Below are 24,590 nucleotides of genomic sequence, written 5' to 3'. Positions count from 1 at the left end.
CGCGGGGGTTCCGTCAGCGGCCGTCGCTCTTCGCGCCGCCCTTCTTCGAGAGGGCGCAGGTGGCCGTGGCCGACTTGCCCGGGTCGCTGACCGAGCGGGCGGTCAGCGTGAGCCTGCCCTTCGCGTGGGCGTTCGCCGTCGCGGAGACGGCGACGTCCACGTCGACGGTGGCGCCCGCCCGTGCCGTGGCCAGCTTGTTGGGCAGCCAGGCGGACCAGCCGCGGCCCGCGGTCTCGGCGGAGAGCCGGTAGACGTCCGAGTCGAGGTAGCGGGCGGCGTCCTCCGGGTGCTCGCCCGGCGGGTCGGCGAGCGCGCGGCCCGTGTTGGTCAGCGGGAAGGTGCACGTCGCGCGGCTCTTCACGGGGCTGCCCGACGCCTCGCCGCGGTGCAGAGCGGTCCCGCGGCGCTGCGAGCCCGCGCCGTCGAGCGACTTCACGGCGATCGTGTACGACAGGACGCCCGAGCGGCCGCGCCGGATGTCGGTGACGTAGAAGTGCAGACGGTTGGCGCGGTCGACGTACTCGTAGGAACTGCCGGAGTCCGTTCCGGCGTGGAAGAGCGCGTCGCTGAGCTGACGGTAGTCACCCATGGTGATCTTCTGCTCGGTGCCGTCGGGGCGGACGAAGTCCACCATGTCGATGTCCTCGGGGTGCGCGTCGACCACCCAGGCGAACGGGGCGCGGTCCTGGTTCTTCGTCTTGGTGATCAGCACGCCGTTGTCCGGCGTGAAGGAGTCCATGCCCATCCGGTCCACGACCTCGACCGTGTAGTTCTCGTAGCCGCCGCCGTCGCACAGCGGGTCGGTGGCGCGGTCGCAGGCGGGGGAGAGGTCGCGTGACAGGGCGATGTTGATGCCGGACAGCCCCCGCGCGCCGGGCGGCGCGGACCGGGCGGTGACCTTCGCGACGACCATGCCGGACTCGTCCAGCGCGTCGCGGTCCAGGCGCAGCACGTTCTTCTCGTCCACGATGCCGAGCTTCAGCTTGTCGCGCAGGATGTGCTGCGAGCCCATCGACCCGCCCTCGGTGGCCGGGATCTTCCAGCGGGTGTGCGGTCCGCCGGGCCCGTTGAACGAGCCGCGCGACAGCATGCTCCAGATGCCGGTGTAGGCGCGGCTCAGGGGCTTGCCGTAGGGGTTGTTGTAGTTGTCGCCGATGCCCAGTATGTGGCTGAGCTCATGGGCATACACCCCCATGCCCGAGCTCTCGGCCTGGGTGGACGAGCCGGTGACGGCGTTCGGCCAGATACGGGCCGCCGCCTGCCACGACGTCCACGGCACGTACCGGGTCGTGGCGGCGTTGCCGCCGGAGAGGATCGGGGACGGCGGGCCCCACGCGGCAGGCACCTGCCCCTCCGAGCCGAACTTCATCTGGCCGAACTCCTGCCAGGTGGAGGACTCGTCCTGCCCCGCGGTCAGATAGAAGACGAAGTCGTACTTCGCCGCCTCGGCCTCGCCGACCTGCGCGATCCAGGCCGCCTTGCCGTTGGCGCGGATGTCCTTGCCGCATGTGCTGTCGGTGGGGCAGGCGCCCGGGTTCATGCCGGGCTCGATGCCGTACTGGAACGACTTGAACGGCATCCGGTATACGCCGAAGGCCTTGAGGTCGACTCCGACGCGGCCGCCGGAGTCCTCCATCCAGTACTCGTTGATGGTGTGGCCGCGGTTGAGCGCGCCGGGTTTGTTGAGGAAGTCCTCGTAGAACTGCGGAAGGCGCTCGCGCGGGATGCCGGACGCGGTGGTCTGCGGGTTGCCGAACACCGTCGAGCCCGCCGGCTTGCTGACGGTGAACTCCTCGTCGGGGTAGTCGAGGAGGACCAGGGCGCCCTTGAACGTCCGGTCGGTGGGCTCGATGCGGGGGTTGGCCCAGTCGGTGCCGGGCACGGAGCGGTACTCGCTCCAGGTCATGTCGTCGGGATTGCGCCAGTTCTGCGGGTCGATGGGGCGCGCAAGGGACGGCCGGCCGCGGTCGGCGGGGCCGGTCTCGTCGGGCGTCGCGCGGGCCGTCCCGACCGCGGCCGTCGCCATGGCGACGAGGACGGCGATCAGGACGGTGGCGCGACGGGCCGGGCGGCGGCGCGGACGGATGGTGGTGGCGGGGCCGCGTACGGGGCGTCTGGGACGTCTGTGACGGAGGAACATGGCTCACCTCGTGCCTCTTGCCGGGAAGAAAAGGGACAAGTGCGTGACAAGCCGTTCGAGTGGTGCGTCAACCGCTGCCAAGGTAGGCCGCCCGAAGCGGTGATGCCAGAGTGCCTCCAGGGCGCCCCGTGACGGGATCCGTGTCGGCGGCGGGGCGTCAAGTGCCCGCACGCCGGGCAGGATTGGTGCTCCCTCACCCGGCGGGCCGCTCACCGGACCTGCCCGGCGTCCCCCCGGCGGAAGGAGCCGACCATGGCCAAGGAGCCGACCAGGGCGGCCGACCGGCACGGCCACCCGATGTCCCGCACCGGCACGGAGGGCGCCGCCCTCTACGAACAGGCGCTGGAACACCTGCTGTTCTTCCGCGCAGACGTGGCCGACACGTCACAGCGACTGCTCGCCGCCGCGCCCCGCTCGGTCATGGGCCACGTCCTCGCCGCCCACCTCGGCCTGCTCGGCACGGAGGAGAAGGAGGCCGCCGACGCCCGCAACGCGTTCGAACGCTTCAAGGAGCATGTGCACCGGGGTGAGATGACACCGCGCGAGCGGATGCACGTCGCCGCCGCCGCCTCCTGGCTCAGGGGCGACCTGCACCAGGCGGGCCGGGTGCTCGGCGAGATCTCCGTGGAGTATCCGCGGGACGTGCTCGCGCTGGCCGTCGGCCACCAGATCGACTTCTTCACCGGCAACGCGGGGCGCCTGCGCGACCGCATCGGCGGCGCGCTGTCCGCCTGGGACGCGTCGGACCCGCAGTACGGCCCCGTCCTCGGCATGTACGCCTTCGGTCTCGAGGAGTCGGGCCACTACGAGCAGGCGCGGGAGACCGGCCTCGCAGCCGTCGAACGCCGGCCGAACGACGTGTGGGGCATCCACGCCGTGGTCCACACCTACGAGATGCAGGGCCGGTTCGCCGAGGGCATCCGCTGGCTCGACGCCCGCACCGCGGACTGGGCGACCGGCAACTACCTCAACGTCCACAACTGGTGGCACTACTGCCTCTACGCCCTGGAGGCCGGCGACAGCGCCCGCGTCCTGGAGATCTACGACGCCGCCCTGCACCACGCGGAGTCGACGGGCGCGGCGATGGAGCTCCTGGACGCCGCGGCCCTGCTGTGGCGGCTGATGCTCGCCGGACAGGACACGGGGGGCCGGTGGGGGCCGCTCGCCGACGCCTGGGCCGCCCGCCACGACGGCCCGTACTACGCCTTCAACGACGTGCACGCCGTGATGGCGTACGTGGGCGCGGGCCGCACCGGCGACGCCGAACGCATCGTCCGCTCGCGAGAGCAGTACGTCGCGTGCAGCGGCTCCGGCGTGTCCAACCACGCCATGACCGCGGACATCGGGCTGCCCGTGTGCCGTGCCCTGATCGCGTACGGGGAGCACCACTACGACCGGGCCGTGGAGCTCCTGCTCCCCGTGCGGCACCGCCTGGCGGAGTACGGCGGGAGCCACGCCCAACGGGACGCCGTGCACAAGACGCTCCTGGAGGCCGCCCTGCGCGCCGGCCGCCACGACCTGTCCCGCACCCTCCTGAGCGAGCGCATCAACCTGCGCCCGGTCTGCCCGTACAACTGGCTGGCCCAGGCCCGCCTCGCCGACGCGCTGGGGGACGACGCGCGGGCCGCGGTGGCCCGCGCCAGGGCGGACGAGCAGTCGGCCGACGGCGCGGCGGCACTCAAGCGCTGACGCGCGGGGCGGCTTCGGGCAGGCGCGGGCGGCGGGAACGGCGAGATCCGGCCAGCGGCCGTATCCGTCGCCTCCTGGCGCAGATGCGTGTGGGGTGCAGGTATACGGACCGAGCTGCGGCGCGACGTAAGGGGAGTCGCATGTTCCGCGCCAATGATGAAGAAACCGTTGACACGTGACTGCACCCTGTGGCCTAGAAAGGGAGATCCGCTCTCCTCCCAGGGGATGACACTCCGCCCGACGCAGTACAGCGACCGTGGGTCGATAGTCCGGCTTGCAGGCGGACTTGCTCACGTCAAAGCGCGGTGAAGATTGAGGGGAAATCCTGCTGGACCCCCTGACGTGCGGCGATCGCACCGGCAGAGGGTCGTCCGTGCCTGCCGAACCCGACGGGAGTCCCCTTCGCCGTGGCTACGTTCCTGTACAAACTAGGCCGCCTCGCCTTCCGGCGGCGCCGTTACGTGGCGCTGCTGTGGGTCGTGGCCCTTGCGGGGGCCATCTTCGCCTCCTCGGCGGCTCCCGCCCCGCCCGAGGACTCCTTCTCCATGCCGGGAACGGAGTCGCAGAAAGCTTTCGACCGTCTCGAGGAGCGCTTCCCCGACGCCAGCGCCGACGGAGCGAGCGCCCGCGTCGTGATCCGCGCCCCCAAGGGCGAGAAGCTCACCGAGGGGCAGCAGAAGAGCGAGGTCGACCGGCTCGTCGCCACCATAGGCAAGGGCCCGCAGGTGTCGAGCGTCGACGACCCCTACAAGGCCAACGCCGTCAGCAAGGACGGCACCACCGCCTACGCCTCGGTCACCTACAAGGTCGCCGCCACCGAGCTCACCGACAAGGCACGGGACGCGCTGACCGACGCGACCGACAAGACCCGCGACGCGGGCTTCACGGTCGAGACCGGCGGTGACGCCGTCATGGCCGAGCAGGAGATGGGCGGCAGCGCCGAACTCATCGGCATCGCCATCTCCGCGGTCGTCCTGATCCTCACCTTCGGTTCGCTGGTCGCCGCGGGCATGCCGCTCCTGACCGCGATCATCGGCGTCGGCATCGGCATCTCCGGCATCGCGGCGCTCGGCAGCGTCCTCGACCTCTCCGCCACGACCTCCACGCTCGCGATGATGATCGGCCTCGCCGTCGGCATCGACTACGCCCTCTTCATCGTCTCCCGCTACCGCGCGGAGATAGCCGAGGGCCGCGAACCGGAGGAAGCCGCGGGCCGGGCCACCGGAACCGCCGGATCCGCCGTCGTGTTCGCCGGCCTCACCGTGGTCGTCGCCCTCTCGGGCCTCGCGATCGTCAACATCCCGATCCTCACCAAGATGGGTCTGGCCGCCGCGGCCACCGTCGTGATCGCCGTCCTCATCGCGCTCACCATGATCCCCGCGCTGCTCGGCTTCGCGGGCCGCAAGGTGCTGCGCCGCAAGGACCGCAAGAAGTCCGCGAGCGAACTGTCCGACCCGAACGCCAAGCCGAAGCTCGGCACCCGCTGGGCGCGCTTCGTCCTGCGTCACCCGCTCTCCGTGCTCCTGGTCGCGGTCCTCGGCCTCGGCGCCGTGGCCGTACCCGCCGCGAGCCTGGAACTCGGTCTGCCCGACGAGGGCTCGTCCGCGCCGGACTCCACGCAGCGCAAGGCGTACGACATGCTGTCCCAGTCCTTCGGCGCCGGCTTCAACGGCCCGCTGATGATCACGGTCAGCAAGGACGCCGACGTCGCGGGGGCCGCCAAGACCGTCGGCGACTCGATCGCCAAGATCGACGGCGTCGCCGCCGTGACGCCCGCCCAGGCCAACAAGGCCGGCGACACCGCGATCCTGAACGTCATCCCCGAGACCGGACCGAGCGACCACGAGACCGAGGAACTGGTCAAGTCGATCCGCTCGACCGCAGACGGCATCGGCGCCGACACCGGCTCCGAGATCCTGGTCACCGGCCAGACCGCGATGACCATCGACTTCTCGCAGACGCTCGACGACGCGCTCCTGCCCTACCTCGGCCTGGTCGTCGGACTCGCCTTCCTGCTCCTGATGCTGGTGTTCCGCTCCATCCTGGTCCCGCTCAAGGCGGCGCTCGGCTTCCTGCTCTCGGTGGCCGCCGCGCTCGGCGCCGTGGTCGCGGTCTTCCAGTGGGGCTGGCTCGCCGACATCGTGGGCGTCGACCAGCCGGGTCCGATCATGAGCATGATGCCGATCTTCATGATCGGCGTGGTCTTCGGCCTGGCGATGGACTACGAGGTCTTCCTCGTGACCCGGATGCGCGAGGCGTACGTCCACGGGGCGCGCCCCGGCGAGTCGGTCGTGACCGGCTTCACCCACGGCGGACGGGTCGTGGCCGCGGCCGCGATCATCATGATCAGCGTCTTCTCCGGCTTCATCATGGAGAACGACGACATGATCAAGATGATGGGCTTCGGTCTCGCCATCGCCGTTCTCTTCGACGCCTTCGTCGTCCGCATGGCGATCGTGCCCGCCGTCCTCGCGCTGCTCGGCAAGTCCGCCTGGTGGCTGCCGCGCTGGCTGGACAAGGTGCTGCCGAACGTCGACGTGGAGGGCGAGAAGCTCCACAAGAACCTCGGCGACACCGGGACGCCCGACGCCGAGACGGACCGGGAGCTGGCCCCCGTCGGCCGCTGACACACCGCGGTACTCGCTGAGCGGGCCGGTCGGGACACCCCACAAGCGGGGGAGTCCCGACCGGCCCGCTCGGTCGTTCCCGGGGCGTACATGGCTCCTCAGCCGTGGTCCCTCAGCGGCGGTCCGCGTACACCATCCAGACCTGACCGGGGGCGAAGGGCATCGGCTCGCCGTTCGGCCGGGTGAACGTGGTGCCGCCCTCGGCCGTGGGACGCTCCCAGCGCGTCGCGTACCGCTTGCCGTCGCGCAGCACCGTCGCCTTGCCGCGGCCGACCGTCTCGATGTACGGCGTCACCGCGCCGTTGACGTCCTTGAAGCGCGACGGACGCATGGTCACGTGCTGGATCACGATGGTGCGGGCGCCCAACTGCCGCCCCGACGTGCTGCGGGCCGGCGCCCCGTCGAACGACGCGAGCCAGCGGCCCTGCCGCGGCGACCACCGGAAGGTGTGGCTCGCGGCGGCGTACCTGACGGTCCGCGCGGCCGTACGGGCACCACCCTCGGGGGCCGGGCCGAAGCGGAAGCCGATGTCGGTCGGGCGGTCGGCCCGCGGCGCCGAACGCAGCAGGGCCTTCGGGCGGACGAAGAGGTTGTGCGGGGCGGGACGCCCGCTGTGGCGGAAGTACGCGCCGGGCACCCTGCCGTGCGAGCGTGCGTACAGCGGAGAGTTCCGCAGCACCTTCTGCAGGGCGCTGCGCACCCCGGAGTACGCGAGGGCGGGCCGCCCGAACTGGCGCAGGAGCTCGATGTCCGACTCGCGCGCACTGCGCACCGGCCCGACGGCCTTCGGGAGTTTGCTGGAGTACACGCCCATCAGGCGGCTCATGCCGCCCTCGACCTTCTCCACGTAGACGATGTCGGCGCGGTCGAGACCGGTGTGCGGCCGGGCGCGGCGCGCGTTGTCGAACTTCACGGCGAGAACCGGATTCTGCCGTGCCGACTGCCCGGTGAAGGGCGAGGTGATCCGAGGGGCCGGGGCGTCCTCGGGGGAGGGGGCGCTCGCGTACGAGGGGGCTCCCACGGTGAGCGAGGCCGTGGCGACCAGCGCGAGCACCTTCGCGCCGATGCGGATGCGACGGGTGGCCCGGACTCTCGATGCTGCCTTCAAGGCGTCTCCATTCGTGGCGGGGCGGCAGCCGCAGATGTACCTCCCGCGCCGGTACGACCAATCACGCCTGGGCCATCCACCGAGGTCCCGTCACTCTTTCCGGGGCACGGCCCGCGTGGCGCCGCCCCGAACGGCGCGCAAGTTGTCAGCACGTCTGATGCGCACTAATGTCACCACGCCTTGGTGAACGGGAAATCCGGTGTGATGCCGGTGCGGCCCTCGCCACTGTGATCGGGAAGTCCGGCTCCAGCCCTCGCGGCAGCCACTGGGTACGCACGTACCCGGGAAGGCGGAGTCCGGTCGGTACGACCCGTCAGCCAGGAGACCGGCCAAGGCGCGTTGTCCATCCACGAGGTGCTGGAGAGGGTCTGCCGAGCCATGCACATTGCCGAGGGTTTCCTCCCACCGGCGCACGCGATCGCCTGGGGCGTAGCGTCCGCGCCGTTCGTCGTCCACGGAGTCCGCTCCCTGACCCGTGAAGTCAAGGAACACCCGGAGAGCACGCTGCTCCTCGGCGCCTCCGGGGCCTTCACCTTCGTCCTTTCCGCCCTGAAGATCCCTTCTGTGACGGGCAGTTGCTCGCACCCGACGGGGACCGGGCTCGGGGCGATCCTGTTCCGGCCGCCGATCATGACGGTGCTCGGAACCATCACCCTGCTCTTCCAGGCGCTGCTGCTCGCCCACGGCGGGCTCACCACCCTGGGCGCCAACGTCTTCTCCATGGCGATCGTCGGGCCCTGGGCGGGATACGCCGTCTACCGGCTCCTCAAGCGGTACGACGTGCCGCTCATGGTCGCCGTGTTCTTCGGCGCGTTCGTCGCCGACCTGTCCACGTACTGCGTCACCAGTGTCCAGCTGGCCCTGGCGTTCCCCGACCCCAGCAGCGGGTTCCTGGGCGCCCTGGGCAAGTTCGGCGGCATCTTCGCCGTCACGCAGATCCCGCTCGCGGTCAGCGAAGGCCTGCTCACCGTCCTGGTGATGCGGCTGCTCGTGCAGTCGAGCAAGGGCGAACTGACCCGGCTCGGCGTGCTGTTGCAGCGCAAGCAGCCGACCGCGACGACGGAGCCGACCAAGCCGACCGAGACGCAGACGGGGGCCAGTGCCTGATGAGCCGTAACGCGAAGATCAACACCCTGCTGCTCCTGATCGTGGCCGCACTCGCCGTGCTGCCCATCGCGCTCGGACTCGGCGACGACGAGGAGGAGCCGTTCGCCGGCGCCGACGCCCAGGCCGAGACGGCGATCACGGAGATCGAGCCGGACTACGAGCCGTGGTTCTCGCCGCTGTACGAACCCCCGTCCGGAGAGGTCGAGTCCGCGCTCTTCGCTCTCCAGGCCGCCCTCGGCGCCGGTGTCCTCGCCTACTACTTCGGGCTCCGCAGGGGCCGCAGGCAGGGCGCGGAGCAGGCGAGTGCGGAACAGGCGAGTGCGGAGCAGGAGCGCGCCGAGTCGCGGGCCGAGCCCTCCGGGGAACCGGTCGACGCGGGCGGCGCCCGGGCCGAGACCGAGCAGGTCTGACCCGGCGTGCTGCCCATCGACGCGGCGGCGCACAGCAGTCGCTGGCGCCGCCGCCACCCCGTGGACAAAGCCGTGCTCGGACTCGGCCTCACCGTTCTCGCGATCTCGCTGCCGCCCTGGCCGGGAGCCGTCCTGGTCCTGGCGGCCGCACTCGTCCTGCTGCTCGGCCCCGCGGGCGTGCCGCCCCGCAAACTGTGGCGCGCCTACCGCGTGCCGCTCGGCTTCTGCGTCACCGGCGCGCTCACCCTGCTCGTCCAAGTCGGCGGCCCCGACGGGTTCGTGACGTTCGCGGAGGGCGGCCCGGCGCGTGCGGGCGGGCTGCTCCTGCGGACCTCCGCGGCCTCGCTCGGCGTGCTTCTCTTCGCGTTCACCACGCCGATGTCGGACCTGCTGCCCCGCCTCGTCAAGGCGGGCGTGCCCGCACCCGTCGTCGACGTGGCCCTCGTCACGTACCGGATGAGCTTTTTGCTCCTGGACTCCATGAGCCGCATCCGGCAGGCGCAGGCCGCCCGCCTCGGCCACACCACCCGCGCCGCCACCTGGCGCTCCCTCGCCGGTCTCGGGGCCACCGCGTTCGTGCGCGCCTTCGACCGGGCGAGTCGCCTGCAAGCGGGCCTCGCCGGGCGCGGCTACGACGGCACCCTGCGCGTCCTCGTGCCCGAGGCCCGCATCTCGCGCCCCTTCATCGCGGCGGGCACGGCACTCCTCGTGGGCCTGGTGGCCCTCACCCTCGTACTGGAAAGGTTCCTCCCATGAGCGAGCCGAGGGCTCTGCACGAGCCGGACGCTCCCGCCGGACCGCACGCGTCCGTCGTCGCCCTGCGCGCGGTGGCGTACGCGTACGAGGACGGGCCCACCGTCCTCAGCGGCCTGGACTTCGACGTCGCCGACGGACGCGCGCTCGCGCTCCTCGGGCGCAACGGCAGCGGCAAGACCACCCTCATGCGCCTGCTCAGCGGCGGACTGCGCCCCGCCGAGGGGAGCCTGTCCCTGGAGGGCACCCCGGTCACGTACGACCGCAAGGGCCTGACCCGGCTGCGCACGACCGTGCAGCTCGTCGTCCAGGACCCGGACGACCAGCTGTTCGCCGCGTCGGTCGAGCAGGACGTGTCGTTCGGGCCGCTCAACCTCGGGCTGCCCGACCCCGAGGTCAGGGCGCGGGTCGCCGAGGCGCTCGCCGCCCTCGACATCACCCCGCTCGCCGACCGGCCCACCCACCTGCTCTCCTACGGCCAGCGCAAACGGACCGCGATCGCGGGCGCCGTGGCGATGCGCCCCCGCGTCCTCATCCTCGACGAGCCGACCGCCGGACTCGACCCCGACGGCCAGGAGCGGCTCCTCGACACCCTGCAGGGCCTCCGGGACGCGGGCACGACCGTGGTCATGGCGACCCACGACGTGGACCTGGCCCTGCGCTGGGCGGACGACGCGGCGCTGCTCACCCCGTCCGGCGTGCGCACGGGCCCGGCCGCGGAGATGCTGGCCCGACGCGACCTCCTCGCCCAGGCCGGCCTGCACCTGCCGTGGGGCGTCGCGGTCGCCGAACTCCTGCGCGCCCACGGCCTGCCGACCGGCACGGACGACGGCCCGCGCACGGCGGAGGAGCTGGCGGCGCTGGTCGACTGACAGCCTGAGGTCCCTCAGCAGTGCCGGTACACGTAGCCGTCCTCGCCCTTCGGGCGCACGTCGCGGTCGCGCAGGGTGACGGAGAGCTTCTTGCCCCAGGTGCGGCACGCGGCGTCGAAGTCCTTCGTCACGTACTCGACGTCGAAGACCTTCCCGTCGTACGCGGACGTGAAGTCGGGGCACTCCTTGTAGTGCGCGCACTCCTCTGTCACCGCGAAGTCGAAGCCGATCTGCTCGCGCCGGTCCAGGAGATCGGTGGTGTTCTTCTGCGCGATGGCCAGGCCCTGGCTGTGTGCGCGTCGGGCGAGGAGCCGGGCGAAGGCGGCCGCGTCGTCGGTGGTGAGCAGGTCGTCGGAGCGTTCGTAGGAGTCGAGGTTGTCGGGCTCGACCGCGTCGAAGCCCGCGTCCGCGCAGCCGTCGATCCACTCCCCGACGATCTCGGCGAGCGCCTCGCGCTTCTTGCGCGTGGAGATGTCGAGGAGCGGCTCCCGCCAGTCCTCGTCGACGACCGTCCGGCCCTCCTCGTCACGGAGGACGAGGTCACTGTGCTCGCGCTGCCACCAGCGGGCCGCCTTCTTGCCGGGCTGGGCCTGGAACGCGTTGACGTAACAGATGTTGTAGAGGCCGGGGGCGGGGTCGGCGGTGCGGTCGCGCGAGACGGCGCGCACCTTCGCCGGCGGCTTGTACGGGCCGCCCAGCTGATAGTCGAAGGCCGCGTTCACGGGCGGCTGCCGTACGTCGTCCTCGCCGGGTCCGGCGGACGTGCCGGACCCGGCGGTCGAGCACCCGACGAGGAGCGCGAGCAGCAGCGTGCCGCCCGTCCCGGTCCGCAGGGTGCGGTTCTTGCTGGTACGCCACTTGATCCCGTTCACCCGACCATGATCGCAGCCCCCGCGGTCAGGACCGCTCCAGGGCGGCCGGTCAGGACAGCTTCAGGACAGCCGCCGTCTGCTTGGCCATCCCGGCCTCGCCCAGTGCGTTGGGGTGCACGGGCACGAAGTTCGTGCCGAACAGGACCGGCTCGATCCACCGCTGCCCCACCGGACGGCACGCGTCGTGCGCGTCGGACGCGGCGGCCATGTCGACGAACGTCGTGCCGGTCTCCCCGGCGGCCCGCCGCGCGGCGCCGTTCAAGTGCGCCTGAAGGTCACGCAGGTAGGGCACGTCGCCCTCGGCCAGCGGCATCTTGGCGAAGCACCCGGGCACGGCCTTCGCGGGGGTGATCCACGGGTAGCCGAGGATCGCGACCTTCGCCTTCGGGGACTTCGCCTTGATCTGGTTCAGGGAGTTCTTGATCGCCGGATACGTCGTCGCGTCGATCTGGTCCTTGAACTTGTCGCCGTTGAGGTCCTTGCAGGGGCTGCCCTTGCCGCCCGACAGGAGGCCCGCGCTGCCGCAGGCCAGGATCGCGTTGATGAAGGTGCTGTTGTCGTTGCCGCCGATGGTGAGCGTCACCAGCTCCGTGTCGCTCTTCAGCGCGTCGAACTGCGGGGCGACGCCCGGGTACTGGGACGTGGTGAAGTGCTTGGTCTGCGCGCCGCCGCAGGTCACGTCGGTCAGGCGGGCGCCGAGGGAGGCGGCGAGGAGGTGCGGGTAGTTCAGCGAGGTGCGGGCACACAGGAGCGGGGCGCCGGCGTCGAGGGGCAGCACACCCGACCCTGCGCTGTAGCTGTCGCCGAGGGCGACGTAGCGCAGCGGGTCACGGGTGTCGGGAGCGGCTGCGGCCGGTCCCGCGCCGAGGCCGAGGGCGGCGATTCCCGTGACGGCGGCGAGGGCCGCCACCGTGCGCTGCGGTCTGGGCATACGCATGAGGGTTCTCCTCCGGGGGAGAGGGCGTGGGGGGTGGAGCTCGTGCAACGTAGTTCACGATCTTGCAGCCCACTACGCGCGCGGATGCGCATCCCCGCCCGGAGTCTTGGCACTTCGGTGACAACCACACGAACGGCCCGGTGCCCAGGGGGCACCGGGCCGTGACGGCGACGGTCATGACACAGGCGCTCAGTCCTTGAGGATGCGGCGGATGTTGTCGGCGTTGCCGCAGTCCGCCGCCAGCTGCTTCTCGCGCTCCGCGAGGAAGGCGGCGCCGAGCTCCTCGCGCCGCTCCATGGCGACGTTCTCACGGGCGCCGTTGAGGATGGTGCGCTCCTCCTCGTCCGCGTGGTGATTGACGGCCTCGACGAGCTTCTCCAGCTTCTCGTCCCACTCGTCCGAGCCGACGTCCTCGACCTCGAGGAGGGCGAGCAGCGCCTTGTTGCCCTCCTCGTGCTCCTCCTCGCCATGCTCGACCTCTTCGTCGTCGATGTTCTTGAACCGGCGGAGCGCAGGGTAGACCTCCGCCTCCTCGGCCAGGGCGTGGGCGATGAGCAGGTCGGCGAACTCGCTCAGCGCCGCCGCGCGGTCGGCCTCGACGCTGCGCATCTTGCGGAAGAGGTCCTCCATCGTCCGGTGGTCCTGGAGGATCAGGTCGACGACGTCCTTCGTTGCAGCCATCGGGGTCTGCCTTTCTGGGAAAAATGCCGAAATCTGCGCTTCCCGGGGTCTGGGGTTCCACGGTGTCCGCGGTGGGGCCGGGGTGCTACGGGACCCGTGTACCCCGCCCGAGCCGTTCGATGAGCCGCTCCACCTCGTCGGCGTTGAGGTGCAGGAGCAGCGCGTCCTCGGGTGCGCCCGGGGCGGCGGGGGCGACGACGAGCCGCACGTGCTCGCCGGGCTGTCCCGGGGGCGGGGCGGAGAAGGACGGAGGGAGCGAGGTCCGCCAGGAGAGCAGCGCGTCGCGCAGGCGGCCGTGCGCCGAGGCGGTGTCGCGCGCGGCCCAGCGCGTGGTGACGGCGTCGAGGCCGTCACCGCGCGGGGTGGGGTCGGTGGTGCGTGCCGTGCTGTCGGTGCGTGCTGTGCTGTTGACCATGGAGTCATCCTGGCGACCCCCTGCGGTATCCGCCTCCGGTCGGCCGCAGAGGGAGTAAGGAGGGGAGGCGGCGCGTCACACGGGTCGCACCCGGCTGTGCAGGAGGCAGAACTCGTTGCCCTCGGGGTCGGCGAGCACGTGCCAGCTCTCCGTGCCGGACTGGCCGACGTCGGCGCGGGTGGCGCCGAGGGCGAGCAGCCGTTCCAGTTCCGCGTCCTGGTCGCGGTCGGTGGCGTTGACGTCGATGTGCAGCCTGAGCTTGCCGTTGCGGGGGTCCTGCGTGGGGCCGATGACGAGAGTCGGCTGGGGGCCGCCGGCGCCGCTCTCGGGCCCGATCTCGATGCTGCCGTCGTCCTCCCTCCCCAGCTCGATGTAGCCGAGGACCTCGCGCCAGAACGCGGCGAGGCGTTCGGGGTCGGCCGCGTCGATGACCAGTTCAGTGATTCGGCATGCCATGAGCGGCACCCTACTGTCGGCGCGCGGCGGAGCAGCACTGTTTTTCCCGGCCTTCGCGGGGCAACCGTGGGGAGCAAGCGCTGTGCGGAAACCCGTACAGCGAAAACAGCTATTGAGCCAGCGCTCTTTGGAGGCCCGACCATGCTGAAGGCCATTGCAGACGTTCTCCGAGCCATTGGCGGAGCCATCGCCACGGTGGTCACTCTGCCGTTCCGTGCGGTCGCACGACTCTTCGGCGGTGCTTCCGACACGGCGCACGGTCACCACTGAAAAAATGCTGTGTAAAAAAACATGGGAAGGGGGCCCGGGTTGAGCCCGGGCCCCCTTCCCACGTTTCCTTTTACCAATAGTGCTTGCGGCCGCCCACCGAGTGTCCGACAGCACCGAGGACCCAAAGAACCGCACCGATGACAAGAAGTGCGACGCCAATGGTCCAAAGGATGGAAACACCGGTCAGCAGACCGATGACGAGTAGAATGAGACCGAGTGCGATCATGGATCCTCCAACCCTCGGAACGATTAAAGTGTACGCCTGATCAGTGACCCGAGCCGTAATAGCCGCCGAGCTGGTCGCGGTAGGCGGGGTCGCCGAGGTGCTTTTCCTTGTCGAACTCGGGAGCGTTCTTGATCTGCTCCTTCGTGAGCGAGACCAGGATGCGCCGCTCCTCGTTGTCGATGGCCGTCACGGTGCTTGCGGGCAGGAGAACCTCCTTGCCGAAGATCCATACACCGGTGTCGACGACGATGTACTGATTTGCGACCTCGTCGGAGTGCTTGTCGACCTTGCCGATATGGCCGTCCGCCGCCTCGACCTTGTAGCCCGTCAGGTCACTGTCCGGGCCGTGCCCCGCAGTCGGAACGTAGCTCCACATGTCGTTGTTCATTCAGGACTCCTTGATCGATACCTGACGCAAGACGATGAATATCGGAGGGAGTCACAATGATCAACCTCTCCTGAAATCCGGGTGTCCTGTAATCACGCCCTCAAACCTTTGGGTGTTGTGTGTGGGCCCACTTATGGGCCAGCTCCGTGAAGGCCCGCGCGGCGGCGGTGCGGTAGCCGCTCTCGCGGTGCAGCAGCGTGACGGTGCGGGTGGGCAGGGCGGGGGTGAGGGGGACGGTGTGCAGGCCGGGGCGGTCCCGGGTGAGGGCGTCGGGCAGGACCGTGGCCAGCGGGGCGTGCCGGACGATCTCGGTGAGGGCGTTGATCGAGGTGGCCTCCACGGCGACGTCCGGCCGGACCGCGTGCCGTGCGAGATGGGCGTCGATGTGCACACGGGTCGCGAAGTCGCCGGTGAGCAGGGCGAGTCGGACGGCGGCCAGCTCGTCGAGCGACAGGGGAGCGGTGCGCCCGGCGAGCGGGTGCGGGTCTCCGACCACGAGGCTGAGGCTCTCGGTGAACAGGTCCGCCGCGGACAGGCCCGGCAGGTGGGAGCCCTGGAAGGCGATGCCGAGGTCCAGCTCGTCGGCGAGCAGGGCGGGCTCCATGCGCTCCTGGGGGAGCTCTTGCAGGGACACGTGGATGCCGGGGTGGCGGGCGTGGAGCAGGGCGGTGAGCGGGCCGACGAGATAGGCGGTGAAGGTGGGCGTCACGGCCAGGCGCAGGGAGCCGCGGGACAGGTCCCTCACGTCGTGCACGGCGCGTTCGGCCGCGGCCAGGTCCTGGAGGGCGCGCCGCGCGTGGGGGAGGTAGGCGGCGCCGGCGTCGGTGAGGCGCACGGTGCGGCCGCCGCGGTCCAGGAGCGGGACGCCGACCGCGCGCTCCAGCTGACGGATCTGCTGGGACAGCGTCGGCTGCGAGATGTGCAGCGCCTCGGCCGCCCGCGTGAAGTTGCCGTGCTCGGCGACGGCGAGCAGATAGCGCAGGTGACGGAGTTCAGGTGCCATGAGCCGAACTATAGATGCCATCGATGGAAGACATGGGTAGCGCGTCTTGGACGCTATAGGTGCAGGTCGTGCAGGGTTGTTCTCACGAGAGAAGGGAGTGACCTTGCAGGACTCCACGCAAGACACCACGCATGACGCCACGCATGACCCCACGCATGACCTCGCGGCAGGGCTGAGACGCTTCCAGCGGGACGTCTTCCCGGCCAAGGCGGAGCTCTTCGCGGGCCTGGCCGCACGCCACACACCGGACACGCTGTTCATCGGCTGCTCGGACGCCCGCGTCGTGCCCGAGCTGATCACCCAGCGCGAGCCGGGCGAGCTGTTCGTCATCCGCACCGCGGGCAACCTCGTACCGGCTCACACGCCGTTCGCCGCCGACGGCGTGGCCGCCGGTGTCGAGTACGCGGTGACCGTGCTCGGCGTCACCCACATCGTGGTCTGCGGCCATTCGGCGTGCGGCGCCATGACCGCCCTCGCCGAGGGGCACGACCTGAGCGGCGCCCCAGCCGTCGCCGAATGGCTGCGCCACGCGGACGACGCCGTCGCCCGTACCCCCGAATCCGCGACCGGGGCGGACCGCGTACCGGCCCTCGTGCGCGAGAACGTACGCGCCCAGCTGACCCGCCTCACCACCCACCCCTCCGTCGCCCGCGCCCTGGCCCGCGACGAGCTGACACTGCACGGCTGGGTCTACGACATCCCCACCGGCTCCGTCGAGCACCTCACCGCGGCCGCGGCGGCCTGAGCCCCCGCACCGCCCCCCTCATACCTGCACCACAACCCGAAAGGACACCCACATGATCCACGCCCAGTTCGACCCCACCGCCCGCCAGAACCTCGCGGTCCGCGCCGTCGAGGCCAAGGTGCGCGAGGACCTGTCCTGGCAGCAGATCGCCGACGCGGCGGGACTGTCCGTCGCCTTCGTCACCGCCGCGGTGCTCGGCCAGCACGCGCTTCCCGCACCCGCCGCGAAGGCCGTCGCCGAACTGCTCGGCCTGGACGACGAGGCGGCGACGCTGCTGCAGACGATCCCGACCCGCGGCTCCATCCCCGGCTCCGTTCCGACCGACCCGACGATCTACCGCTTTTACGAGATGCTCCAGGTCTACGGCACCACGCTGAAGGCCCTGGTCCACGAGCAGTTCGGCGACGGCATCATCAGCGCCATCAACTTCAAGCTGGACGTACGCAAGGTCGCCGACCCCGAGGGCGGCGAGCGCGCGGTGATCACGCTTGACGGCAAGTACCTGCCGACCAAGCCGTTCTGATCCGGCGCCAGGCGGACCCGGCCCTGCGCACGGCCGGGCCCGCCACGCGCCTACGATGCGAGGCGAGGGTGACGCGAGGCGGACGGAGTGACGAGTGACGCAGACCGACAACGTGGTGCGCCTGGTGCGCGACGTGCTGGGCGACGCCGACCTCGTGGGCGTCTACCCGCACGGCTCGGCCGTCCTCGGCGGCCTGCGCCCGCACAGCGACATCGACCTGCTCGTCGTCGCCCGCCGCCCCACCACCGCGGGACAGCGCCAGGCCCTGACCGACGGGCTGCTCGCCCTCTCCGGCAGCGGCGCCCCGGGCGAGCCCCTGCGCCCCGTCGAGCTGACGGTCACCGTCCAGGACGACGTCCGCCCCTGGACGTACCCTCCCCGCAGCGAATTCCAGTACGGGGAGTGGCTGCGCGAGGCGTACCTGCGCGGCCTGACTCCCGAACCCGGATCCGACCCGGACCTCGCGGTCCTGCTCACCATGGTGCTGCGCGGCGGGACCGCTCTCCGGGGGCCGTCGCCGGAGCAGGTCCTCGACCCGGTCCCGCCCGCGGACGTCACCCGAGCGATGGTCGCCGGCGTCCCCGGCCTGCTCGCCGAGCTGGACACCGACACCCGCAACGTCCTGCTCACCCTCGCCCGCATCTGGACGACGCTCGCGACGGGCGACATCACGTCCAAGGACGCGGCGGCCGACTGGGTCCTCGCCCGTCTTCCCGTCGAACACCGGCCGGTTATGGCCCGCGCCCGCGCCGTCTACCTCGGCCTGGCGGAGGAGCGCTGGGACGACCTCCTCCCGCAGGTGAAACCGCACGCCCAGTACGTCGTCCGGGAGATCGACCGGCTGTCCCACCCGTCCTGAACACCCCTGATCCAAGGGCGAGTTCGCGTCCCGGCCGGCTCCCGCCCCATTGACATCCGACGCGCCCCCGGTGAAGCTCCAAGATGCCCGTGTTAACGCTAACAAGGGGCAGCAGGCACACCTGAGGGAGCCATCCATGTCAGGTAGTCGTCACGCGTCGATGGACCGCCGCACCCTGCTCGTCGCCGCAGCGGCCGGCGCGCTCGCCACCGCCTGCGCCACCGCCGAGGGACTGCCCTCGGGCGAGGTCGCCGTGCTCGGCGACAGCACCGCCTGGGAGAAGCCGATGACCGCCGCGGGGGCGGCCATGAAGTCCGTCGCGGCGCTGCGCCTGGTGCCCGAGGTCAACCCGTCCCTCGAGTCGTTCGAGCAGATCGTGCGGTCCTCGCTGCGCACCGACAAGACGCCGGACATGCTCAAGTACTGGTCCGGCTACCGGCTCCAGGACCTGGCCCGCACCGGAGGCATCGAGGACCTGACGGGCCAGTGGGACAGGGCCGCCGCCAGGGGCTGGGTGGAACCCTCGCTGCGGGAGGCGTTCACCTACCGGCGACGCGTGTACGGCCTGCCGATGAACCTCGCCTACTGGGTGATCTTCTACAACCCGCAGGTCTTCCGCGAGCACGGCATCGAGGCCCCGCAGACCTGGGACGGGTTCCTCGGCGCGTGCGGGCGCCTGAAGAAGGCGGGCATCACGCCGCTGCACGGCACCGCGGCCGACCGCTGGCCCTCCTTCATCTGGTTCCAGGAGATCCTCAGCCGCCAGGACCCGCGGTTCTACCAGGACCTGATGAACGGCCGCGAGCGCTACACCGACCCGCGGGCCGAACGCGCCCTGCGCACCATCGCCTCCTTCTTCGACAAGGACTGGTTCACACCCATGGACCTGAGCCACACCGACGCGGCCGCCGCCCTGGTGCGCGGCACGGTGGGCATGGTCGCCTGCGGCACCTGGCTCGGCTCCACCCTCGCGGCCGCGGGCGGCAGACCCGGCAAGAACCTCGACGCGTTCGTGCTCCCCATGGCCGACCCCGGCGCCCGCCCCAGCGTCGTCTTCGAGTCCAGCGCCCTCGTCGCCACCGTCAAGGGCCCCGACCGCACCGAGGCGCTGAAGGCCACCGGGACCTGGCTGCACCCCACCGTCATGAAGGCGTTCTCGCACACTCTCCAGGACGGCTGCCCCAACCCGAAGGTCGCACCCGCCAACCCCGTCATCGCAGGCCTCGCCGAGAAGGTGCGCGGTGACAGACTGTGGCTCCTCAACCGCTTCTGGGAACAGGGCCCGCCCGAACTCGTCGAGGCGACCGTCGACGACCTCGCCGGCTTCCTGCTGAACCCGTCCTCATACCGCGAGACGCTCCGCACCATGCAGGACCGCGCCGACGACGCCTGGCAGGTCTGGCGGGAGGCGGAGGAGACATGACCGGAACCGCGACCCCGGCACACGGCGCGACGAAGCCCGTCCGTGTGCGCCGCAGGGTGCCCACGCGCACCCCGCACCAGGCCGCGAAGGCGGGCGGCGGCAGGCTCGGCGGCCCCCTCGCCGCCCTGCCCTGGGCGCTGCCCGCCTTCGCTCTCGTCGGTGTCCTGCTCGTCTACCCGTTCTTCCGCAGCGTCTACGGAAGCCTCTTCGAGGACAACGGCTTCACCAGCAGCTACACCGGGCTCGACAACTACGCCCGCCTCGCCGACGACCCGGTCTTCGGCAGGTCGGTCCTCAACACGCTGATGTGGGTGGCGGGGACCCTGCTCCTGCCCGTCCTGGCCGGACTCCTCATCGCCGTCGCCACCCACCGGATGCGGTTCGGCGGCATCGCGCAGCTGATCATCGTGCTGCCGTTCGCGATCTCGGGCGCGGCCACCGCCGTGCTGTGGAACTTCATGCTGACGTCCGACGGCGCGGTCAACCAGGTGCTGCGCGGCGTCGGCCTCGACAGCTGGGCGCAGACGTGGCTCCTGGAGTGGCCGCAGAACACCCTCGCGATGATCGTCGCCAGCACCTGGCAGGCCACCGGCCTGAACGTCGTCCTCTTCGCGATCGGCCTGCGCGCCATCCCGCGCGAGACCGTCGAGGCCGCCGAACTGGACGGCGCGAGCGGCTGGCGCATGTTCCGGCACATCACCCTGCCCCAACTGCGCGCCGTGACCGTCGTGGTGGTCGGCATGGCCATCGTCAACAGCCTCAAGGCGTTCGACATGATCTGGATCCTCACCAAGGGCGGCCCGTCCCGCTCCTCGGAGACCCTCGCGCTGAGCATGTACCGCGAGACGTTCCGGCTGTTCCACGTGGGCTACGGCTCGGCGATCGCGCTCGTCCTCTCCGCGATCGTCGTCGCCTCGTCCTGGATGTACCTGCGCCACCAGATGCCCGACACCGGCACGGCGAAGAGCTGAGGAGGGGCCATGGGACGCACGGTGCGCAACGTCTTCGTCGCCGGATGCGTGGTGCTCTGGCTGATCCCGCTGTACCTGCTGGTCGTCAACGCCCTCACCCCGGCCGCCGAGTACGTGGGCAAACCCGAGTGGACCGTCCAGGGCCTCGGCCTGTGGGAGAACGTCAAGACCGCCTGGGACGTGGCGGGCATCGGCGACAGCTTCCAGGCCTCGCTGCTCTACGCCGTCGTGTGCGGCCTGGTCGCCGTCCTCGTGGCGGCCATGGCGGCGTTCGCCGTCGTCGTCCTGCCCATCCCCAGGCCCGCGTTCTGGTTCTGGCTGATCTACTCCGGCACGCTGTTCCCGCTGCAGATGTTCCTCGCGCCGCTCTTCGGCCTCTACGCCGACGCGGGCCTGTACGACACCAGGATCGGCCTGATGCTCGTGTACGCGGCATGGGCCGTGCCCTTCGCGTTCTTCCTCGTCCGCAACCAGATGACGACCATGTCGCCCGAGCTGACCGAGGCGGCGCTGATCGACGGCGCGTCGTTCGGGCGGATCTTCTGGCGCATCCACGTGCCGCTCATGAGGGCGGGGCTCGGCGCGGCCTTCATCTTCCAGTTCACCGCCGTCTGGAACGACCTCCTCCTCGGCATCACCCTCAGCCGCAGCCCCGACGTTCAGCCCGTCATGGCCGCCCTGACCACCCTCAACAACGCCTACGCGTCGACGGGACCGCCCGTCATCCTGGCCGGCGCGCTCATCGTGTCCGTGCCGACGCTGCTCCTCTTCCTGGTGTTCCGCGGCCTGTTCCTGCGCGGCATCACCGCATCCGCCCGCTGACCCGACACGCCCCCTTCCCCCGGGAGAGATCCGCATGACGACACGGGCTCTGGTCCGCACCACCGACTGGGACGACGACCGGATCCGCGCGAGCCTGCGCGCCGACGTCGTGAGCGCCGAGGGAACGCTCGCGGACGGCACCGCCCTGCGGCTCACCGAGGAACCCCTCATGCGGTACGCCGACGACGGCACGCTGCTCCAGTCCCTGCGGGTCGCGACCGTCAACGGCACCGCGCCACCGGGGGAGTTGAGCGTACGTACGGAGTCCGGCGCGGCCCTGCGCTGCGAGCGCGTCGCCGGGCCCGGCCGCTCCGTACGGCTGCTGCTGCCCGCCGTCGACGCACCGGCCCGCGTCACCATCGGCCTCCCCGACACACGGGACGGCATCGACGTACGTCTGACCCCGCAGCGCCGCTGGACCCTCCACCTCGTCCACCACTCCCACCTCGACATCGGCTACACCGACCCGCAGGGGCAGGTCCTCGCCGAGCACCTGTCGTTCCTCGACTCCTGCCTGGAACTCACCCGCGCGACCGACGACTGGCCCGCCGCGTCACAGTTCCGGTGGTGCGTCGAGTCGTTGTGGTCGTTCCAGCAGTGGGCCGACGCGCGTCCGGCCGAACAGGTCGAGGAGTTCGTACGACGGGTCCGCGAGGGACGCATCGAACTGACCGCGCTGCCGTTCAACCTGCACACCGAGACCTGCTCCACGGACGAACTGCACGAACTCCTGCGCCTCGCCCGCACCGTCCGCGACGCACACGGCGTCGACTTCACCTCCGCCATGCAGACCGACGTGCCCGGCGCGGTCGTCGGACTCGTCGACGCCCTCGCCGCTGCGGGCGTCACGTACCTGTCCGTGGCGCACAACTGGGCCGGACGCTCCGTCCCCCACCTGGTCGGCGGCGAGAAACTGCCCCGCCTCTTCCGGTGGCGCGCGCCGAGCGGCAACAGCGTCCTGGTGTGGGTCACCGACACCCCGCACGGCCTCGCCTACATGGAAGGCCCGCTCCTCGGCTTCGACACGGACTACGCGGACGTCGACGACCTGCTCCCCGCCTACCTGACCTCCCTCGCCACCCACCCCTACCCCTACCGCGGCGGCATCTTCGGCTGGGCCATGGACCACACCGAGGTCAAACGCGAGCCCTACCCGTGGGACGTCCTCCACCTGCGCGTCCAGGGCAAGTTCGGCGACAACGCGCCGCCCCGCCGCATCATCGCCGACACCGTCCGCCGCTGGAACGACACCTGGGCCTTCCCGCGACTGCGGCTCTCCCGCAACGAGGACTTCTTCACCGACGCCGAGGCCAGGCTCGGCGGCGAGATCCGCACCTTCGAGGGCGACTGGACCGACTGGTGGGTCGACGGGGTCGGCTCGGGGGCGCGCCCGCTGTCCCTGGCCAGGACCGCCCAGTCCGTGGTCGCCGACGCCCAGACCATCGGCACGTTCGCCGCCCTCCTCGGCGCCACGGGGGCCGAGGACGACAGCAGGGACGCCGCCGGGGTCTACGAGGCGGTGTCGCTCTTCGACGAGCACACCTGGGGCGCCGGCGACCCGTGGACCCACGGCGACGAGGGCGGCCACTCCGGGGAGCACCAGTGGCACTGGAAGTACGGGCAGGCGATGCGCGCCCACGACGACGGCAACGCGCTCCTCGCCCGTGCGAGCGCCCGACTCGGACAGCGGCTCGCCGCGGCGCCGGACGCGGCGGCCACGTATCACGTCGTCAACACCTGCTCATGGCCGCGCACCGACGTCGTCCGCGTCTTCCTGCCCGAAAGCACCGTGCCACTCGAACAGCGCGTCACCGTCCGCGACGCCCGCGACGGACGCCGCCTCCCCTACGAGGAGCAGCCGCAGACCAACGACGACCACCGCGACGCGGGCCGTTTCCTTCTCGTCCGCCTCGACGACGTGCCGCCCGCGGGGACGGTGCGCCTCGACGTCATCGCCGTGCCCGACGAGCCTCACGAGTCCCACGAGTCCCTTGAAGAACGGCGGAGCTCGACGGTGAAGACCGCCACCGGCTGGAACCCGACCGGCGGCACCGAACGCGAGGACCCCGCGGACACCGCGGCCGAAGCGCACGCGCACCCCGACCCCACCCTCCTGGAGAACGAGTACTTCACGGTCCGCGTCGACCTCGCGCACGCCTGCGTCGCCTCCATCACCGACAGGAGGACCGGCCGCGAACTCGTCCGCCAGGACGCCATCACCGGCTTCAACGGCTACCTCCACGACAGCTACACCACCGCGGGCGCCTTCAATCACAACTCCAGCCGCACCACCGCGTCCGACCGCCTCGAACACCTCGGCGCCCGTGCCGTCCCGCCGCCCGCCGCGCTCATCGCCCGCCGCTCCACGCCCACCGCGGAATCGCTCACCTACGAGACCCGCCCGGCGGGCGCCAACCGGCTGCGCACCACGCTCACGCTCCGGCACGGCGTGCCCCGCCTCGACATCGAGAACCGCCTGGACAAGGACGCCCGACTCGGCAAGGAGAGCGCCTATTTCGCGTTCCCCTTCGCTTTCAACGATCCGGTCGTCCGCATGGAGGCGTCGGGCGGCGTCACGGGCACCGGGCTGCCCGTCGTGCCCGGCTCCGCGCTGCACATGCGGGCGGTGCGGCGCTGGGTGACACTCGGCGACGACGAGCTGACGGTGGCCTGGTCGACGCAGGACGCGCCACTCGTCCAGTTCGGCAACATCGCCCTGCCCTACGCGCCGTTCCCGAAGACCATGGGCCACGACGAGCCCGCCACCGTCTTCTCCTGGATCCACAACAACCTGTGGGACACCAACTTCCCCGCCGAGCAGGGCTTCGCATTCACCTACCGCTACAGCCTGGCAAGCGGTTCCGGTGCCGACGGCTCCTGTACCAGCGGTTCCGGTGCCGGCGGCCTCGGGCCACAGACGGCCGCCGCCTGGAGCCGCCCGATGCGCGCCGTCCGAGCCCGGGGGAGCTCGGACGGCGCGCCGGACCTGCCCGACGCCCACTCCTTCGTCGACATCGACGACCCGCGCGTCCGGCTCGTCGGCGCCACGACACCGCGCCCCGGCCGCGTCCTGCTGCGCCTCCAGTCGTTCGCGGAACAGCCCCTGACCTGCCGTATCCGCACCCGCTTCCCGGTCGCCGCCGCGCACCGGGCGGACTACCTCGGCACCGCGTCCGACCGGCTGCCCCACGCGGACGGCGAGACGACCCTCGACGTGCCGACGCTCGGCACGACGGCGGTGCTCTTCGTACGTCCCTGACTCCCGGGAACCCGGGAACCCGGGAACCCGGAAC

General features: G+C 71.2%; 24 protein-coding genes and 1 riboswitch. Of the genes, 14 read left to right on the top strand and 10 right to left on the bottom strand.

Features of this window, described 5'->3' with window-relative positions; all coding sequences use genetic code 11:
- Nucleotides 1–13: 13 nt before the first annotated feature.
- Nucleotides 14–2,140, bottom strand: a complete 2,127-nt coding sequence (locus DEJ49_RS01300) for a M6 family metalloprotease domain-containing protein (RefSeq protein ID WP_150181957.1) — start codon at nucleotides 2,138–2,140, stop codon at nucleotides 14–16.
- A 252-nt stretch (nucleotides 2,141–2,392) separates the two neighbouring features.
- Here DEJ49_RS01300 and DEJ49_RS01295 point away from each other — a divergent pair, with 252 nt between their 5' ends.
- Together DEJ49_RS01295 and DEJ49_RS01290 are read left to right on the top strand one after the other, a co-directional pair.
- Entirely contained in the window at nucleotides 2,393–3,829 is a 1,437-nt protein-coding gene (locus tag DEJ49_RS01295; RefSeq protein WP_150181956.1) for a tetratricopeptide repeat protein, read from the top strand.
- Between the two features lie 407 nt (nucleotides 3,830–4,236).
- Nucleotides 4,237–6,456, top strand: coding sequence for an MMPL family transporter (locus DEJ49_RS01290; RefSeq protein WP_150181955.1), 2,220 nt, complete (start codon nucleotides 4,237–4,239; stop codon nucleotides 6,454–6,456).
- A gap of 112 nt (nucleotides 6,457–6,568) precedes the next feature.
- Here the strand turns inward: DEJ49_RS01290 and DEJ49_RS01285 are convergent, their stop codons facing one another.
- Nucleotides 6,569–7,564, bottom strand: coding sequence for a DUF3048 domain-containing protein (locus tag DEJ49_RS01285; RefSeq protein WP_150181954.1), 996 nt, complete (start codon nucleotides 7,562–7,564; stop codon nucleotides 6,569–6,571).
- A 164-nt stretch (nucleotides 7,565–7,728) separates the two neighbouring features.
- Nucleotides 7,729–7,913, top strand: a riboswitch (cobalamin riboswitch).
- Between the two features lie 29 nt (nucleotides 7,914–7,942).
- Between DEJ49_RS01285 and DEJ49_RS01280 the strand changes: the two genes are divergently transcribed.
- Genes DEJ49_RS01280 through DEJ49_RS01265 form a run of 4 tightly spaced genes read left to right on the top strand, consistent with a single transcriptional unit; the run spans nucleotide 7,943 to nucleotide 10,706 of the window.
- Nucleotides 7,943–8,671 (top strand): energy-coupling factor ABC transporter permease, encoded by a 729-nt coding sequence (locus DEJ49_RS01280; protein WP_150181953.1) that lies wholly within the window; start codon nucleotides 7,943–7,945, stop codon nucleotides 8,669–8,671.
- Nucleotides 8,671–9,081 carry an energy-coupling factor ABC transporter substrate-binding protein gene (locus DEJ49_RS01275; protein ID WP_223832678.1) on the top strand — a complete coding sequence of 137 codons (411 nt, stop codon included), beginning with the start codon at nucleotides 8,671–8,673 and terminating at the stop codon, nucleotides 9,079–9,081. Before DEJ49_RS01280 ends, DEJ49_RS01275 begins: the two co-directional genes overlap by 1 nt.
- A gap of 6 nt (nucleotides 9,082–9,087) precedes the next feature.
- Nucleotides 9,088–9,837 (top strand): cobalt ECF transporter T component CbiQ, encoded by a 750-nt coding sequence (gene cbiQ / locus DEJ49_RS01270; protein ID WP_150181952.1) that lies wholly within the window; start codon nucleotides 9,088–9,090, stop codon nucleotides 9,835–9,837.
- The gene (locus tag DEJ49_RS01265) at nucleotides 9,834–10,706 is read left to right on the top strand and encodes an energy-coupling factor ABC transporter ATP-binding protein (protein ID WP_190329233.1); all 873 of its coding nucleotides are present in this window, start codon (nucleotides 9,834–9,836) and stop codon (nucleotides 10,704–10,706) included. The genes cbiQ and DEJ49_RS01265 overlap by 4 nt, the downstream gene beginning before the upstream one ends.
- Before the next feature lie 14 nt (nucleotides 10,707–10,720).
- Here DEJ49_RS01265 and DEJ49_RS01260 read toward each other — a convergent pair whose 3' ends face one another.
- The 5 genes from DEJ49_RS01260 to DEJ49_RS01240 all read right to left on the bottom strand — a co-directional run bounded on the left by DEJ49_RS01260 (nucleotide 10,721) and on the right by DEJ49_RS01240 (nucleotide 14,067).
- Nucleotides 10,721–11,569 carry an endo alpha-1,4 polygalactosaminidase gene (locus DEJ49_RS01260; protein WP_150187976.1) on the bottom strand — a complete coding sequence of 283 codons (849 nt, stop codon included), beginning with the start codon at nucleotides 11,567–11,569 and terminating at the stop codon, nucleotides 10,721–10,723.
- Nucleotides 11,570–11,627: 58 nt separating this feature from the next.
- A complete protein-coding gene (locus tag DEJ49_RS01255; RefSeq protein WP_150187975.1) occupies nucleotides 11,628–12,509 on the bottom strand; it encodes an SGNH/GDSL hydrolase family protein in 882 nt (293 codons plus the stop codon).
- 195 nt (nucleotides 12,510–12,704) lie between these two features.
- Nucleotides 12,705–13,196: a hemerythrin domain-containing protein gene (locus tag DEJ49_RS01250; protein ID WP_150181951.1), complete on the bottom strand. Its 492-nt coding sequence runs from the start codon at nucleotides 13,194–13,196 to the stop codon at nucleotides 12,705–12,707.
- A gap of 85 nt (nucleotides 13,197–13,281) precedes the next feature.
- Entirely contained in the window at nucleotides 13,282–13,611 is a 330-nt protein-coding gene (locus tag DEJ49_RS01245) for a hypothetical protein (RefSeq protein WP_150181950.1), read from the bottom strand.
- Nucleotides 13,612–13,686: 75 nt separating this feature from the next.
- Nucleotides 13,687–14,067, bottom strand: a complete 381-nt coding sequence (locus DEJ49_RS01240; RefSeq protein WP_150181949.1) for a VOC family protein — start codon at nucleotides 14,065–14,067, stop codon at nucleotides 13,687–13,689.
- A 141-nt stretch (nucleotides 14,068–14,208) separates the two neighbouring features.
- On the opposite strand from DEJ49_RS01240, the gene DEJ49_RS36695 reads away from it, so the two are divergent.
- Nucleotides 14,209–14,337 (top strand): LPFR motif small protein, encoded by a 129-nt coding sequence (locus DEJ49_RS36695; protein WP_263398772.1) that lies wholly within the window; start codon nucleotides 14,209–14,211, stop codon nucleotides 14,335–14,337.
- Between the two features lie 70 nt (nucleotides 14,338–14,407).
- On the opposite strand, the gene DEJ49_RS35840 is transcribed toward DEJ49_RS36695, so the two are convergent.
- The 3 genes from DEJ49_RS35840 to cynR all read right to left on the bottom strand — a co-directional run bounded on the left by DEJ49_RS35840 (nucleotide 14,408) and on the right by cynR (nucleotide 15,954).
- On the bottom strand, nucleotides 14,408–14,563 hold the full coding sequence (locus DEJ49_RS35840; RefSeq protein WP_165284346.1) for a DUF6131 family protein: 156 nt from the start codon (nucleotides 14,561–14,563) through the stop codon (nucleotides 14,408–14,410).
- A 40-nt stretch (nucleotides 14,564–14,603) separates the two neighbouring features.
- Complete coding sequence (locus tag DEJ49_RS01235) at nucleotides 14,604–14,951, bottom strand: PRC-barrel domain-containing protein (protein ID WP_150181948.1); 348 nt, start codon at nucleotides 14,949–14,951, stop codon at nucleotides 14,604–14,606.
- A 100-nt stretch (nucleotides 14,952–15,051) separates the two neighbouring features.
- Nucleotides 15,052–15,954 (bottom strand): transcriptional regulator CynR, encoded by a 903-nt coding sequence (gene cynR / locus DEJ49_RS01230; protein WP_150181947.1) that lies wholly within the window; start codon nucleotides 15,952–15,954, stop codon nucleotides 15,052–15,054.
- 103 nt (nucleotides 15,955–16,057) lie between these two features.
- Here cynR and DEJ49_RS01225 point away from each other — a divergent pair, with 103 nt between their 5' ends.
- The 7 genes from DEJ49_RS01225 (at nucleotide 16,058) to DEJ49_RS01195 (ending at nucleotide 24,556) form a co-directional block, all read left to right on the top strand.
- Nucleotides 16,058–16,699, top strand: coding sequence for a carbonic anhydrase (locus DEJ49_RS01225; RefSeq protein WP_150181946.1), 642 nt, complete (start codon nucleotides 16,058–16,060; stop codon nucleotides 16,697–16,699).
- Between the two features lie 52 nt (nucleotides 16,700–16,751).
- Entirely contained in the window at nucleotides 16,752–17,222 is a 471-nt protein-coding gene (cynS, locus tag DEJ49_RS01220; protein ID WP_150181945.1) for a cyanase, read from the top strand.
- A 94-nt stretch (nucleotides 17,223–17,316) separates the two neighbouring features.
- On the top strand, nucleotides 17,317–18,081 hold the full coding sequence (locus tag DEJ49_RS01215) for an aminoglycoside adenylyltransferase family protein (protein WP_150181944.1): 765 nt from the start codon (nucleotides 17,317–17,319) through the stop codon (nucleotides 18,079–18,081).
- Nucleotides 18,082–18,217: 136 nt separating this feature from the next.
- Nucleotides 18,218–19,504: an ABC transporter substrate-binding protein gene (locus DEJ49_RS01210; protein WP_150181943.1), complete on the top strand. Its 1,287-nt coding sequence runs from the start codon at nucleotides 18,218–18,220 to the stop codon at nucleotides 19,502–19,504.
- Complete coding sequence (locus DEJ49_RS01205; RefSeq protein ID WP_150181942.1) at nucleotides 19,501–20,475, top strand: carbohydrate ABC transporter permease; 975 nt, start codon at nucleotides 19,501–19,503, stop codon at nucleotides 20,473–20,475. Before DEJ49_RS01210 ends, DEJ49_RS01205 begins: the two co-directional genes overlap by 4 nt.
- Nucleotides 20,476–20,484: 9 nt before the next feature.
- Complete coding sequence (locus tag DEJ49_RS01200; protein WP_150181941.1) at nucleotides 20,485–21,297, top strand: carbohydrate ABC transporter permease; 813 nt, start codon at nucleotides 20,485–20,487, stop codon at nucleotides 21,295–21,297.
- A 34-nt stretch (nucleotides 21,298–21,331) separates the two neighbouring features.
- Nucleotides 21,332–24,556 (top strand): glycoside hydrolase family 38 C-terminal domain-containing protein, encoded by a 3,225-nt coding sequence (locus DEJ49_RS01195; protein WP_150181940.1) that lies wholly within the window; start codon nucleotides 21,332–21,334, stop codon nucleotides 24,554–24,556.
- Nucleotides 24,557–24,590: the final 34 nt, after the last annotated feature.

The organism is Streptomyces venezuelae, assembly GCF_008642335.1.
Taxonomy (GTDB): Bacteria; Actinomycetota; Actinomycetes; order Streptomycetales; family Streptomycetaceae; genus Streptomyces; species Streptomyces venezuelae_F.
The sequence above is the reverse complement of the archived record's forward strand: the minus strand, read 5'-3'. Positions and strand labels throughout refer to the sequence as shown.

Excerpts from the sequence above, each read along its gene's own strand:
- DEJ49_RS36695 (WP_263398772.1), top strand. The coding sequence starts at position 14,209 with ATGCTGAAGGCCATTGCAGACGTTCTCCGAGCCATTGGCGGAGCCATC.
- DEJ49_RS01210 (WP_150181943.1), top strand. The coding sequence starts at position 18,218 with ATGTCAGGTAGTCGTCACGCGTCGATGGACCGCCGCACCCTGCTCGTC.
- DEJ49_RS01275 (WP_223832678.1), top strand. The coding sequence starts at position 8,671 with ATGAGCCGTAACGCGAAGATCAACACCCTGCTGCTCCTGATCGTGGCC.
- DEJ49_RS01195 (WP_150181940.1), top strand. The coding sequence starts at position 21,332 with ATGACGACACGGGCTCTGGTCCGCACCACCGACTGGGACGACGACCGG.
- cynS (WP_150181945.1), top strand. The coding sequence starts at position 16,752 with ATGATCCACGCCCAGTTCGACCCCACCGCCCGCCAGAACCTCGCGGTC.
- DEJ49_RS01295 (WP_150181956.1), top strand. The coding sequence starts at position 2,393 with ATGGCCAAGGAGCCGACCAGGGCGGCCGACCGGCACGGCCACCCGATG.
- DEJ49_RS01255 (WP_150187975.1), bottom strand. The coding sequence starts at position 12,509 with ATGCCCAGACCGCAGCGCACGGTGGCGGCCCTCGCCGCCGTCACGGGA.
- DEJ49_RS01200 (WP_150181941.1), top strand. The coding sequence starts at position 20,485 with ATGGGACGCACGGTGCGCAACGTCTTCGTCGCCGGATGCGTGGTGCTC.
- DEJ49_RS01250 (WP_150181951.1), bottom strand. The coding sequence starts at position 13,196 with ATGGCTGCAACGAAGGACGTCGTCGACCTGATCCTCCAGGACCACCGG.
- DEJ49_RS01265 (WP_190329233.1), top strand. The coding sequence starts at position 9,834 with ATGAGCGAGCCGAGGGCTCTGCACGAGCCGGACGCTCCCGCCGGACCG.
- DEJ49_RS01205 (WP_150181942.1), top strand. The coding sequence starts at position 19,501 with ATGACCGGAACCGCGACCCCGGCACACGGCGCGACGAAGCCCGTCCGT.
- cynR (WP_150181947.1), bottom strand. The coding sequence starts at position 15,954 with ATGGCACCTGAACTCCGTCACCTGCGCTATCTGCTCGCCGTCGCCGAG.
- DEJ49_RS01240 (WP_150181949.1), bottom strand. The coding sequence starts at position 14,067 with ATGGCATGCCGAATCACTGAACTGGTCATCGACGCGGCCGACCCCGAA.
- DEJ49_RS35840 (WP_165284346.1), bottom strand. The coding sequence starts at position 14,563 with ATGATCGCACTCGGTCTCATTCTACTCGTCATCGGTCTGCTGACCGGT.
- DEJ49_RS01280 (WP_150181953.1), top strand. The coding sequence starts at position 7,943 with ATGCACATTGCCGAGGGTTTCCTCCCACCGGCGCACGCGATCGCCTGG.
- DEJ49_RS01235 (WP_150181948.1), bottom strand. The coding sequence starts at position 14,951 with ATGAACAACGACATGTGGAGCTACGTTCCGACTGCGGGGCACGGCCCG.
- DEJ49_RS01245 (WP_150181950.1), bottom strand. The coding sequence starts at position 13,611 with ATGGTCAACAGCACAGCACGCACCGACAGCACGGCACGCACCACCGAC.
- DEJ49_RS01300 (WP_150181957.1), bottom strand. The coding sequence starts at position 2,140 with ATGTTCCTCCGTCACAGACGTCCCAGACGCCCCGTACGCGGCCCCGCC.